Raw genomic sequence first — 13484 nt, 5'->3', positions numbered from 1 at the left:
GCCTGATATGAAAAAGCATTATCAACAAGGGTACATACTTACTATTGAGCTTATTTTAATTATAACTATTTTAATTATTGGCTCAATTGGTGGGGTGATTTTAGTAAGGGATGCCCTTATTAAGCGCCATCAAACTAAGGTCGATAATCAAATTACTGTAGTTGATGCTAACAATAGACCACTCGGTATTGCAGTAAGTTTTGATGAGCATCAAGCACCACTCATTTTTTATACAGACAGGGGAGCAAACAACACGTACAGGGCATTAATAGGCATAAGAGATGATAGGTTTACCTCGCGGGAAGCTGTTTATTACGATGCTCCAAATTGCCAAGGTAACCCGTGTTTAAAGGGCTTAAGCGACGAAGCAACAGACAGCCAAGGTGTGAGTAAACTAAATAATACCGGTAATGTAAGTTATATAAATGCGCTGCAGCAAGGTCCAAATTATGCAATAGGGCAGTTAGGTAACACCGTTATTGGTCAGTTATTAAGAAGTACGCCACAACAATGCCCTGCTAATAGTGAACAAATTCTATCTCGTTATGTATCGCAAAAAGTAGTAACAGGCTCACCTTGTGAAAGCTTTGAAATAGATAAGCAACCGGCCGACAGCAGTTGTTTAGTTGGAGTGACTGCTTTGGGTCGTCCACTTGTAGGGACCGATGGTCGAGAGTTGGCGGTATCATGTGACACATGTCAAACAGGGTACGAATCGCAAGGCGACATACTTGATTTATACTTACCTGAAGTAGAATCTCTTTTAAAAGATGCACTTAAAGCACTTAAGTTCGTTGGAGTTGCAGTTGGAACAAACTTTGACATAGAGCTTGGCACAATCTGCTGCCCAGAAGGTACACGCTTAGAAGAAGATGAAAACATTGTAGAGACACTCGTCTTCACTATTTTACAAACTACATTTGAGCTCGCTGGTATCGATTTAGTAAATAACCTTATCATTAGTGAAACACTGAGCTTAATAGGGATTGAGCCAGGCATTACATATTGCAAAACATCACTTAATTTAGTTAATGCAGAACAAGTAATTAATATCACCACAGGCGAACCTGCACTTAGTAGCTTAACACCACCATTTAAAGTTTTACTGCCAGTACATAGCGGTCAAAACAGTACAACGTGGATACATACTCCCCAAAAGGGGAAGGAGAACGTCAATGAACGCCTCAAATATATTTACCTCACATGCTAATTTAGCAGATACACCAACTGATGAAATATCAACAGAAATTAAAGAAACGCTAACGCTATTAAAACAGTTTTATGATGTTCCAATTGTTAAATTTATCGATTTTAGAGAGGTTTATTCAGAGCAGTTAATAACCTGCAACGATATAGAAAGCGTCGAAAATGAGTTATTAAGCTATCAACAACGCTGCACACAAGAAAAACTATATTTATTTGAAGATACCTTTTTTGATGATGTATCAAACAACACGCACAAATTAATTCGTTTTTATGCACAATATCCAATTTATAGTGTCACTAATAAATTAATTGGCGTAGTGCTGATGGCTGATTTAGCACCTAAAACATTAATAGGTTCACAAAAAGATCAGTTTATTTCATTTGCTCAATTATTGCAGACACAGTTAAATAAAAATTCAGATTCAGTAAGTAATCAAATTACTAATCCTGTGAAAAAAAATTATGGGGAAAAGTATATTCATGTATTTAGTTTAGCGCCCGTCGCATTCTTAATTTCATTAGTATTATGCTCATTCACTGCATTACTGCTTTATACTATAGAAAAAAAGGAGCTGCAAAGTAATTACAATGAACAAACTCAGCAATTACGTAAAACGTTATTTAATGCTTTAGAGCGATTTGATAATCAAGGATTATATATATCGCAAAAAGATTTAGTTATCGCAGGCTTTTTACAAAGCCAAAATAGCTATACAAAAGAGCAGCTTAATGATTTAGTACAGAGTCAGGTTTCACAAAGCTTAACTTATAAAGGGTATGTTGTGTTTGATTCTGAGTATAACCAACTTGCACTTTGGTCAAAAAATAATTTTGATTTAGCTGCGTATGGATTTAAAAACTGGTTAGAAAAATTCAATAATAGAGCGAATAAACAAGCAGTAGAAGTATTTACTGTTGCAGATACGGCCTTTTTAATTTCTGAAATAAAAATTAAACAAGGCTCTATTTATACACTTACAGCATTTGATTTAAGTAAGTTTTTAAAAGCCGTTATTGGCAAATTAAACACTGAAAATTATAACGTTTTTATAGCAACACCACAGTTTACTTTAGGAAAACAAGGAGAAGTAAACCCTAGTATAATTAAAAATAGTATTAGCGCTTTAAGCAGTCGTTTTCCACCTACTTGGCGTTTACATGTGCAACCAATGAATAAAATAGTACGTCCACAAATAACTAAATATAGCCTAATTAGATTAGGACTGATCGCCTTTTGTGTATTCGCATTCGTGTACTATTTTTTACGTTTGCCTAGGCGTTTACACAATGAAATAAAACAAAAAAATCAGTTAATACTTAATAGGGAAGAGCTATTTTCAAGTTCTCTTGATGCATTGCCACATGGGTTTGCTATTTTTAATAGCCACGAATTACCTGTGATTACTAACAATGCATTTAATCTTTTATTTGCACAGGTGAATAAACAAAACAGTCAGCTATCGTATAGCCAGCTGATAAGTATTGCGCAACAGCATAATATTATAAATCATTACCATGAGCATCATAAGCTTGATGATGATCGTAACCAATTAATAGATATAGGTTTTACAGACGGGAAGTGGATAACTGTATTACAAAGACATACAGATTTTAATGGTTTTGTTTGCTACTTTAGAGATGATACAGAGGCACATCAAAAAGAATGTTTACTCGCTGATGTTCTCGAAAAATCTAAACAAACAAATCAATTAAAAGAAAAATTTGTTTCAAGGCTTAGCCGTCAGTTAAAAACACCTTTATCATCTTTAAAGTCATTAATTGAAATATCTAAAGATCCAATAAGCTTTAACGAATTTAAAAACAATGTGGGGAATATTTCTGATGTGTGCGACCAGCTTGAAAGTGTTATTCAACAGCTAGTAAATATAAATAAATCAGAGATAGGTAAGTTAAAGCTTCAAGCCAAAAACGTAAACCTAAAGAAACTGATCAATAATAATATGTCAATTTTAACGAAAGAGGCTGAAAATAATAAAATAGTTTTGAAAAATAATATTACATCAGAGTTAACGGTAGCAAGCGATGAAAAGTTAATTTCTCAACTGGTTATTCAGTTAGTTACTGAGGTTTTGGATTCATCAAATAATACAACGCTTTCAATTGACGCTCAGATTAAAAAAGAAAGTACGCGTAATTACTTAAACCTCGACTTTTCATTAAGTAATTTAATCAACACTAACCATTTTATAACTGAACTTAAAAGCATTTCGGGTGATGATATAACGCGCTTTATAGATGATAAAGACTTATCATTAGAGTTAAAGTTTTTTATCTCGATATTTAAAATGCTTGGTGGGAAAGCGATAATTATTAGCAGTAGTGCCAATAAAACGACGATATCACTTTCTATGTTGGTAAACCTAGCGAGTAAACAAAACAAAGATGATGAACAAGAAGTATTAAACAGTCCATTAATAACTACCGATTTAGTAAATATTAATCCATTAACTAATGAAGAACAAAACACACTATTACTGGTTGATGACGATCCACTGGTTGAAATTGTTATTAGGGCAATGCTAAAAAATGAGAGCATTAAAATAGATTACGCGCGCAGTGCTATAGAAGCAATGTTGATGGTATCTCAAAACAGTTACGACATTATTTTAATGGACATAGTAATGCCAGAATTATCAGGAACTGATGCTATGTTAAAAATTAAAAAACACAGTGATAATTCTAAAACTAAAATAATTGCACATACATCGACACCCGATCCAGAATCTAAATATGTAAACCAGGGCTTTGATGACATGCTATTAAAACCTGTAAAACAAGGCATATTAATAAACCAAATAGCACGTATTTTAAAAAGGTAATCCGCTATACCAACCGCCTTACATAAGAGGTCTATTTAACGAGAAAGAATTAGCGCTACAACTTAGTAAGTTTTATATCTAATTTCTTTATTTGAAATTTTAACAACATTATAAAGTTATTTTACTCGTTAATTTGTTCAAAAAGTTATAGCGGTTGGTATTAAAAATTAGCAGTAATATATTACTGAAAAGTAATAAGGTGAAAAATGAATAACACTATTGGAAATACAGCGGAAGTTATCGGGTTTAATAAAGTAAAGCCTATAAATAAAACTACACGACTACTTTTAGTCGATGATGATTTACTAATAGAAATTGTAATAAGAAAAATGCTTAAAGAAGAAAACATATTAATAGATTTTGCATCCAGTGCAATAGAGGCGCTATTGATGGTTTCACAAAATATTTACGATATTATTTTAATGGACATAGTCATGCCACAGTTTACAGGCACAGACGCAATGCTAAAAATAAGAAAGCACGCTGATGCATCAGCAACGAAAATTATTGCGCATACATTTAGTGAAAACGAAAATAGTAATAATAAATATATAAAGCTGGGATTTAATGGTTTGTTATTAAAGCCAGTTAAGCAAAGTGTATTAATTGAAAATATTAGATCTTTCTTAAAGTGATTAATACCAATAGTAGGGCGGTTCGCTGTTTATTACTTACTAAAAACTATTTAATAAGAATAATTTCTTCAAATTATTAGCAACTTCGCTTTTGTAATTGTTGCATATATAAGAGTAAACGCTTCACACTTCATAAAGTGGTTTAACAATCACAATTATCAAACTCTATAATAATAAAAAACAAATAAACTTACTTAGCCTTAAGCCCAGGTATCACAAGGGTTTAACTTTTAAAACATTAAGATTTTTTAATAACTAAAAAATACTCATCTTGGGATGGAATTTGCTTTATAAGGCTATATTCCAATTTTATAGTTTACGAAACATTATAATTTTTAAAATTAACGAGGCACAAGCATGAGCAAAACACAGTACGTTACAGTAGAAGGTCATCAAATTGCTTATCAAGAAATGGGACAAGGAACACCTTTATTATTGATACACGGTATTCCGACAAATAAATTTTTATGGCGAAATGTGATGCCAAAACTTGCATCAAAATATCGAGTAATAGCACCAGATTTACTTAACTTTGGTGAATCAGATATGCCAAGTAACACTGATGTATCTATAAATGCGCAATGTAGAATAATGTGTAAGTTTATAGAAAAGCTCGGTATTTCTAAAGTTAATATTGCTGCACATGATATTGGTGGTGGTGTTGCTCAATTAATGGCTGTAAATCATCCAGATAAAGTAAACGGGTTGGTTTTACTTGATAGTGTATGTTTTGATTCTTGGCCAATACCAGAATTTGAACCTTTACTAGAACCAGGCGTAGAAGAAAAAACATCTGTAGATGAATTTGTTGATACATTAAGAGATTTCATGCCCAAAGGTGTTTACGACTCGAACGTAATGACTGAAGAGTTGATGAAAATATACTTAACACCATGGAGTAATGAAAAAGGAAAAGCCGCTTTATTTAGTAACATGCGCAGACTCAATAAAGAATATACCGAAGCTATTACAGGCGATCTTAAAAGCTTACCTCATGAAACACTCATAATATGGGGTAAAGAAGACAAGTTTCAAAAGCCAAAGTATGCACCAATGTTAGAAGAAGCAATTCCAAATTCGTCATTGGTTTGGATAGATAAAGCCGCACATTGGGTTATTGATGAACATCCAGATAAAGTGTCTGAGCTTATTAATGAATTTATGAATGATAAAACATTCTAGTTAATTACTAGGCTTAGTAAAAAGCTTTTTATTTCAATACGTTAAGTTTTATTGAGTAAAGTAGCGAATAGGCAACCATTGTAATACCGCTTGATTATATTAATAACCAAGCGGTATTTTTATATGATTAAGTAACAAATAGCGAAAAGAGGCAAAACATTAATTTTTAAAATAAGTAGGTTAATGCTTATTAAACAGTCAAAATATCGCGTTTATACGTTAATTAATGAAGGTGAGTAACTTAGTTATGTATTTATTCATGCTATTTAACATAATATAAATTATAGGTAGTTAATGTGTATAGAGAAAGAGCGCTTAAATGCGCCCTTACTATGTCCAATACTAGACGGTATCGGACATTAAGTGATTTTATTACAATAATAGGTATTACTAATACAGATACTTTATTTATCAATTTGTTTAATCAATACTTAATAAACGCTCAGCTGTATATTCGTTAGTAATTAATCCGCTGATCATGTTTGACCTTACTGCGCCCAAAATGGCTAACACTTTTTCTTCACCAGCAGCTATCGCATAAATCTGTTTGTTAGCATTTGTTTTTAATGGCGTACTTGCTACACGCTGATTAACTGTGCAATCTAAAAGCTTACCGTTTTTATCAAACACCCAACTAATCATTTCACCAACAGCACCAAGATCTTGTAACTCTTTAAGTTCTTGCGCATCAATAAAACCATCTATATGTAATGGCGACTTTTCACCTAAGCTGCCAATACCCACAAATGTTACATCGGCATCTTTAGCGAGTTTTAAATTACCGGTAATATTTTGTTGTGCATGTAACTGTTCTTTTTCTTCAATACTTCTTGGTAAAACTGGCAATGGCATTGGGTAATGTTTTGCATTGGTGTGCTCGGCCATTCTTACTACAACATCATAAGGTGAAGCCGATCCATCCAAAGCCATATTACCTAGCATGGCTACAATTTTATGTTGCGGACAATCAACGGTTCTTAGCTCATCCACACATGAACGTAAAACTCGACCGGTTCCCATAGCAAGTACTTTGGGTTGTTCTGATTTTAGATGACGTTCTATTTCTGCCGCGCCAGCTTGAGCCAAACCTAATGTAGATGATGGTTCAGATGGATCGCTCGGTACAACTTCACACGAATCTAACCCAAAACGGCTTTTTAATTTTTCAGCTAAATCCATACATTTGGCAATCGGGTGGTCTAGTCTAACTTTAATTAATCCTTGGCTCACAGATAATGCGACCATTCTTTGTGCAGATTGACGAGATATATTTAGCTTTTTAGCAATTTCATCTTGTGTGTTACCGCCAACATAATATAACCAGCCTGCTCTGGCTGCATCATCTAGCTTTCTAATTTCTGTATTTGATAGCTTTACCACGTAAACCTCTTAAAATAGAAGGAAAACTAAGTCCTTATTTTCATTACATAATTTTAATTATATGTGCTGCTATATAAATTATTTTATTAATTTTGGAATATCTATTTATCAATAACGTTTTTGTTATTTATAGTTGTAAATATACCATTCCTTAATAAAAAATACCTAGGTTTCATAGGATTATGTAATTAGAATTTAGTTAATAGCACCCTTATAAAGGTGCTATTTAAGGTAATTAAAGATTGGCTCTAGCGAATTGTTAAACCGTTATTATCAAACTTTAATACTTTATCAGCCGGAGCGCTTAGGTAAATACTATCGCCATATTTTAACGGACAATCACCATCTGCTTTTACTGTTACGGTACCTTTGCCTTCAATATTTATATGTAAAAAGCTCTCCGATCCTAAATGTTCAATTACACCTACAGTACCAGCCCACGTTCCTTGCTCAGTAGAGAGTGTTATATGCTCTGGTCGTATACCAATACAACTAACATTCGCATCTTCATTTTGTGGAGCATCTATAAAATTCATTTTTGGAGAGCCAATAAAACCAGCTACAAATTTGTTTACTGGGTTTTTATAAAGCTCTAAAGGTGTGCCTACCTGTTCAATAATACCGGCATTAAATACCGCGATTCTATCTGCCATTGTCATAGCTTCAACCTGATCGTGCGTAACATAAATCATTGTTGTAGCTAAACTTTTATGTAATTCAGATATTTCTAAACGCATATTTACACGTAGTGACGCATCAAGATTTGAAAGCGGTTCATCAAATAAAAATGCCGAAGGCTGACGTACAATTGCGCGCCCTATCGCTACACGCTGGCGCTGACCGCCCGATAATTGCCCAGGCTTTCGGTCTAAATAATCGGTCAAATTAAGAATTTTAGCGGCGTTAGAAATTTTACTTTCGATTTCTGCAGGGCTAACTTTGGCTCTTTTTAAAGGAAAAGCAATATTGTTACGCACGGTCATATGCGGATATAACGCATAGGATTGAAACACCATTGCTAAGCCTCTTTTTGCAGGCGGTGTTTTTGTAGCGTCAATGCCGTCAATTTCTATATTACCACTGGTGGTATCTTCAAGACCTGCGATCATACGAAGTAATGTAGATTTACCACAGCCTGATGGCCCAACAAATACGATGAACTCACCGTCTTTAATTTCTAAGTCGAGTGGTTTAATAACGTTAACTTCATCAAAGTTTTTAGTGACTTGTTTTAGTGTGATGCTGCCCATGTGTATTCTCCTATTTTACTGCGCCGAAACTTAATCCACGCACTAATTGTTTTTGACTAAACCAACCAAGTATTAAAATTGGCACAATGGCCATGGCAGATGCTGCCGATAACTTAGCGTAAAATAACCCCTCAGGGCTTGAGTAACTGGCAATAAATGCCGTTAAAGGTGCAGCATTTGCAGCGGTTAAAATAAGTGTCCAAAAAGCTTCGTTCCACGACAAAATTACGTTTAACAATAGCGTTGAGGCTATACCCGGTAAGGCTATTGGTAATAAAACATGGAATATTTCTTCACCAATTGTTGCGCCATCCATACGTGAAGCTTCAAGTATTTCGTTTGGTATTTCTCTAAAGTAGGTGTACAGCATCCATACCATTATTGGTAAGTTAATGAGTGTCATTACAATTACTAAACCTAATTTTGTATCGAGTAGCGCAAAGTCTCGAAACAATAAATAAATCGGAATAAGTACCCCTACTGGCGGTAACATTTTGGTAGAAAGCATCCACATTAATAAATGCTTAGTTTTTTTAGTTTGTACAAAAGCCATAGACCAAGCTGCAGGTACAGCAATTAATAACCCCAGTAAACTTGAACCTAGCGATATAACTACAGAGTTCCAAAAATGGTTAAAGTATGGCGAACGCGACAGTACATCTCGGTAATTTTCGAGCGTCCAATCAAACGCATATAAGCTTGGACTTGCTGAAATTGCTTCAGCTTCCGTTTTAAAGCTGGTGATTAACGTCCATAAAATTGGAAAGAAAATCATGCCGCTTATTGTCCATGCAGCAATGGTATAAATTAGTTTGGAACGACGGCTATCTTTTATAGTCATAATTAACCCTCCAAGTTTTTTCCAATTAAGCGCATTAAAAATATAGCGACTATATTTGCAATAATAACTGCAACTATGCCCCCTGCCGAACCACCGCCTACATCAAATTGAAGTAGTGATTGCGTGTAAATTAAGTACGTTATATTGGTCGACGAATAACCAGGACCACCGCTGGTTGTAACTAATATTTCAGCAAAGATTGACAGTAAAAATATAGTTTCGATTAAAATAACAGCGGTTACAGCGCGCGATAAGTGCGGCAAAACGATGTAAAAAAACTTACTAAATGGCCCAGCTCCGTCTAAATCAGCCGCTTCTAATTGTTCACGGTCTAATGACTGTATTGCTGTTAGCAGTATTAATGCTGCAAATGGTAACCACTGCCAAGACACAATTATGATGATTGAAAATAACGGCATTTGAGCAAAAAAGTCGATAGGTTCAAAGCCAAGCCAAATCGCGAAATGTGCAAATAAGCCATTAACTGGGTTCATTAGCATGTTTTTCCATACCAATGCCGACACAGTTGGCATTACAAAAAATGGGGCTAGTACCATAATGCGAACGTAATTTCGTCCCCATATTGCTTGGTCTAGTAAAATAGCTAAGCCAATACCACCACAAATAGTGATAAGTAAAACCCCAGTTACTAGGTAAAGCGTGTTAAAAAATGATTCAAAAAAAGCCGGATCAGTTAGGAAAAATTCATAGTTTAAAAAGCCTACAAACTCTTTATCCCCTGGAACGAGTAAGTTGTAATCAATAAATGAGAAATACAGTGTCATACACAGCGGAACTATCATCCAAGCAAGTAATAAAATTACACTAGGAAGAAGCATAAACCGAGCAAGCGTGCGCGAGTTAGTTGTTGCCATAAAGGTGACCTTAAAAAAGCCAATTCTATTTACTTGTTAACTATCAAGTGAAAATCAGAAACCCTTGATAGTGTTTATAACTAACAAGTAAATAGAATTGACATAAAATATTGGGTAAGTTTGAGTACTTACCCGCCCATTACATGCTATTTAGGATAGCGAGCTTTACGCATTGTTCGCTCAACGAGGTGCTGAGACGTACTAAGCGCTTGCTTAACGGTCATTTGGCCAGTTAATGCTGCTGAGAATTGTTGCCCAACAGCTGTACCAATTCCTTGAAACTCAGGAATAGCAACAAACTGAATACCTACATAAGGCACCGGTTTAACGGTTGGATTTTTAGGATCTGCAGATTGAATAGAATCTAAGGTAATTTGCGCAAACGGTGCTGCGTCCATGTACTTTTGATTACTGTAAAGTGATTTACGTGTACCTGGCGGTACTTTTGCCCAACCTTTTTTGTCGGCTACAAGTTGAGTGTATTCTTTAGATGTTGCCCAGCTAATAAATTTCATTGCGGCATCTGGTTTTTTGCTGCTTGCCGGTACGGCTAAAGTCCAAGACCATAACCAGTTACCGCGTTTACCTAGACCGTTATCTGGCGCAAGTGCAAACCCTACTTTATCGGCAACTTCTGAGTCTTTTTTGTTAGTAACAAATGCGCCTGCAACGGTTGCATCAATCCAAATCCCACATTTTCCGGTTTGAAATAGTGCAAGATTTTCATTAAAACCGTTTGCAGATGAACCCGCAGGACCAGATTCTTTCATCACATCGACATAATACTGAAGGGTATTTTCCCACTCTGGGGTATTAAACTGTGGCTTCCAATTTTCATCAAACCAACGCGCACCAAACGAATTAGCCATTGATGTAATAAGCGCAACGTTTTCGCCCCAACCTGCTTTACCACGTAGACAAAGGCCATAAACACCTTCTTTTTTATCTGTCATCGCTTTAGCAGCTTTACGTATAAAGTCCCATGTTGGGGCCTTAGGCATTGTCAGCCCTGCTTTTTCCATTAAGTCAGTGCGGTACATAACCATTGAGCTTTCGCCATAAAATGGCGCAGCATAAAGCTTGTCGTTAATCGTTAAACCGCTTCGAATTGCCGGAATTAAATCGTCTAAATCGTAGTTTTCACCTAAATTATCCAGCTCTTTTAGCCAATTTTGCTTGCCCCAAATTGGTACTTCATAAGTACCTATGGTCATAACATCGTATTGGCCGCCCTTTGTTGCAACATCGGTAGTGACACGTTGGCGAAGGATGTTTTCCTCTAGAGTGACCCATTTTAGATCTATATCAGGGTTTTGGCTGGTAAAGTCACTGCTTAATTCTTTCATGGTGATCATGTCACCATTGTTAACAGTCGCTATTGTAATTGTTTCTTTTGCCGCAGCGCCCATGCTTATAAAGCCACACACGAGCATAATTAATTTATTTTTCATCGGGTATTCCCCATACACGTTATGTTTTAAGAAGTGCTATTAAATTTCAATCTATTACCAATTCTATTTATGGCAGTTTTAACGCATAAAACTGCCCGCAAAGTGCCTTTTTAGGTCCTTTGTATAAATAGTTAGACTAGTTGGATAATGATTTAAAATTTAACAGATATTTCAGAAGTGAAGCCGTCAAATCCTTTACCGATTTGGCCGCCCGAATTAACCCCTTCTTCTTGGTTAACATACTCAACTTTTAAAAGCGTTTTATCGTTAAACCAGTAACCTGCGGCTACTTGAATACGCTCTACTGTGTTGTCTGTTTGTTCAATTAAGTCGGAAGTGTTTTCGGCTTCTGCATAACGAGCCGCTACATATAGCTTTTTAGGAATAATATATTGTTGTGCTTCAAACACGAAGTACTCAACCGATGAGTCGCCTTCTATTACACTGTTTGAATCAAAAGTAGTGCCATTTTCATCTGCTATACCGTTTGTACCAAAGTAGGTAATACCGGCAACTGCATTACCAGCGGCATCTGCAAACGTGTAGTCATCAGATGATTTACCAACCATAAAAATTAAGCTAGTTTCGTCAGATGGTTGATAAGCTAAGTTAAGCTGGATGATTGATTGCTCAAGCCCTGGCATTGCGCCAACGTGAGTGTCACGCTCGTTTGAAGGTGACGCTGAGAAATTATAGTTTTCACCATCGCCAAAGCGATAGTTTGTTGTGGTTACACCATCAAGACTTGCTACGCCATTTTCAAAACGTAACTGGTCGCCTTGATTGGCTTTTAATAAGTTTAAACCTGCTTTAAAGCCACCTTCAAATTCTAGAGTACCTTGAAGTCGGTAGTTGTAACCTCTGTCTTCTTGAAATGCTTCACCGAAACTTGAAGTCGTAATGTGACCTGTAACATTATAAGCACGTACTACACCACTATCGAAAGTTTCGCTGTAACTTAGCTGTGCACCGTTTTCTGCGGTTGCGTAATCGGTAATACCATTACCAATAAGTGCATTACTTTGGTTATCAGCGCCGTCTTGAAAACCTTTAAATTGAAAAGGTGATCCACCAATGTTACCTAAACGCAGTGTTAAATTTGCGTTTTCTTTTGGTGTGCCATAAAGGCCTAGTAAGTCAAATTCAACACCTGCAAAATCGTTGTGAAATGAAAAGTCACGATCTTCGCCACCAAAGTCATTAGGCTCTTCTGCAATATCTATATCGGCAGTAATGAACTCGTTAATATGAAATTTAAGCATTAGATTTGCTCTAATACGGCCAAAACCTGATTCTTGTTCTTCATCTTCTGGACGAAATGCGCCGTCTTTAGCCTGAATTGACTGAAAGTTTTGCATTAGTAAAAAGTCTACGTCAATGCGATCTAAATATTCAGAAATATCAGCCTGTGCTGGAGCCGATGTAGCCATAGCTGCCGCTATGAGAGAAATTGCAAATTTAGTCTTTTTATTATTCAACATAATAAGCTCTTTATTTAGTGTGGTGTGTGATGCCAACTTTATTAAATTGCATTTTCATTTAATGAAATTGGTATTAATTCAGTGTGTATAGATGAGGCTGGCTGAGCAAAACATTAAATGGTTAATGAAATTGCACTTGTGAGCATAAGCCCATCTGATGAGCATAATCACAGAATGGATTTAGAAGGTCAACGATTTTTTATTACAAAACGTTTACAAAAAATCGAATTTGTATGTAAATATTTTTGAATCAATAAGTTAAGTAGCAAATTTGTTACATCAAATTTTGATGGAATGTTGTATTGGATTAAGGGATTTCTTATGAATACGTCATTATTGTTCA

The 13484-nt window shown here is 35.4% G+C and carries 10 protein-coding genes; 4 read left to right on the top strand and 6 right to left on the bottom strand.

Features of this window, described 5'->3' with window-relative positions:
- Positions 1-7 precede the first annotated feature (7 nt).
- The 4 genes from FFU37_RS06750 (at position 8) to FFU37_RS06735 (ending at position 5863) form a co-directional block, all read left to right on the top strand.
- The gene (locus FFU37_RS06750) at positions 8-1210 is read left to right on the top strand and encodes a hypothetical protein (protein ID WP_138489060.1); all 1203 of its coding nucleotides are present in this window, start codon (positions 8-10) and stop codon (positions 1208-1210) included.
- A complete protein-coding gene (locus tag FFU37_RS06745) occupies positions 1176-4046 on the top strand; it encodes an ATP-binding response regulator (RefSeq protein ID WP_138489059.1) in 2871 nt (956 codons plus the stop codon). The genes FFU37_RS06750 and FFU37_RS06745 overlap by 35 nt, the downstream gene beginning before the upstream one ends.
- A 206-nt stretch (positions 4047-4252) precedes the next feature.
- Positions 4253-4681 carry a response regulator gene (locus tag FFU37_RS06740; RefSeq protein WP_002960870.1) on the top strand — a complete coding sequence of 143 codons (429 nt, stop codon included), beginning with the start codon at positions 4253-4255 and terminating at the stop codon, positions 4679-4681.
- A gap of 357 nt (positions 4682-5038) precedes the next feature.
- Positions 5039-5863 (top strand): alpha/beta fold hydrolase, encoded by an 825-nt coding sequence (locus FFU37_RS06735; protein ID WP_138489058.1) that lies wholly within the window; start codon positions 5039-5041, stop codon positions 5861-5863.
- A gap of 420 nt (positions 5864-6283) precedes the next feature.
- On the opposite strand, the gene FFU37_RS06730 is transcribed toward FFU37_RS06735, so the two are convergent.
- From FFU37_RS06730 to FFU37_RS06705, 6 genes are all read right to left on the bottom strand, one after another.
- Positions 6284-7243: a sugar-binding transcriptional regulator gene (locus tag FFU37_RS06730; protein WP_002960874.1), complete on the bottom strand. Its 960-nt coding sequence runs from the start codon at positions 7241-7243 to the stop codon at positions 6284-6286.
- Positions 7244-7491: 248 nt separating this feature from the next.
- Positions 7492-8493 (bottom strand): ABC transporter ATP-binding protein, encoded by a 1002-nt coding sequence (locus FFU37_RS06725; RefSeq protein WP_138489057.1) that lies wholly within the window; start codon positions 8491-8493, stop codon positions 7492-7494.
- 10 nt (positions 8494-8503) lie between these two features.
- Positions 8504-9334 (bottom strand): carbohydrate ABC transporter permease, encoded by an 831-nt coding sequence (locus FFU37_RS06720; RefSeq protein ID WP_002960878.1) that lies wholly within the window; start codon positions 9332-9334, stop codon positions 8504-8506.
- A 2-nt stretch (positions 9335-9336) separates the two neighbouring features.
- Complete coding sequence (locus FFU37_RS06715) at positions 9337-10209, bottom strand: carbohydrate ABC transporter permease (protein WP_002960879.1); 873 nt, start codon at positions 10207-10209, stop codon at positions 9337-9339.
- A 146-nt stretch (positions 10210-10355) separates the two neighbouring features.
- Positions 10356-11660 carry an ABC transporter substrate-binding protein gene (locus tag FFU37_RS06710; protein WP_138489056.1) on the bottom strand — a complete coding sequence of 435 codons (1305 nt, stop codon included), beginning with the start codon at positions 11658-11660 and terminating at the stop codon, positions 10356-10358.
- A gap of 152 nt (positions 11661-11812) precedes the next feature.
- Positions 11813-13141, bottom strand: coding sequence for a hypothetical protein (locus FFU37_RS06705; protein ID WP_138489055.1), 1329 nt, complete (start codon positions 13139-13141; stop codon positions 11813-11815).
- Positions 13142-13484: the final 343 nt, after the last annotated feature.

The sequence above is a fragment of the Pseudoalteromonas distincta genome, assembly GCF_005877035.1.
In the GTDB taxonomy this organism is placed as follows: domain Bacteria; phylum Pseudomonadota; class Gammaproteobacteria; order Enterobacterales; family Alteromonadaceae; genus Pseudoalteromonas; species Pseudoalteromonas distincta.
The sequence above is the reverse complement of the archived record's forward strand: the minus strand, read 5'-3'. Positions and strand labels throughout refer to the sequence as shown.

Coding starts and splice junctions, on each gene's coding strand:
- FFU37_RS06710 (WP_138489056.1), bottom strand. CDS start 11,660: ATGAAAAATAAATTAATTATGCTCGTGTGTGGCTTTATAAGCATGGGC.
- FFU37_RS06705 (WP_138489055.1), bottom strand. CDS start 13,141: ATGTTGAATAATAAAAAGACTAAATTTGCAATTTCTCTCATAGCGGCA.
- FFU37_RS06720 (WP_002960878.1), bottom strand. CDS start 9,334: ATGACTATAAAAGATAGCCGTCGTTCCAAACTAATTTATACCATTGCT.
- FFU37_RS06715 (WP_002960879.1), bottom strand. CDS start 10,209: ATGGCAACAACTAACTCGCGCACGCTTGCTCGGTTTATGCTTCTTCCT.
- FFU37_RS06750 (WP_138489060.1), top strand. CDS start 8: ATGAAAAAGCATTATCAACAAGGGTACATACTTACTATTGAGCTTATT.
- FFU37_RS06725 (WP_138489057.1), bottom strand. CDS start 8,493: ATGGGCAGCATCACACTAAAACAAGTCACTAAAAACTTTGATGAAGTT.
- FFU37_RS06740 (WP_002960870.1), top strand. CDS start 4,253: ATGAATAACACTATTGGAAATACAGCGGAAGTTATCGGGTTTAATAAA.
- FFU37_RS06745 (WP_138489059.1), top strand. CDS start 1,176: ATGAACGCCTCAAATATATTTACCTCACATGCTAATTTAGCAGATACA.
- FFU37_RS06735 (WP_138489058.1), top strand. CDS start 5,039: ATGAGCAAAACACAGTACGTTACAGTAGAAGGTCATCAAATTGCTTAT.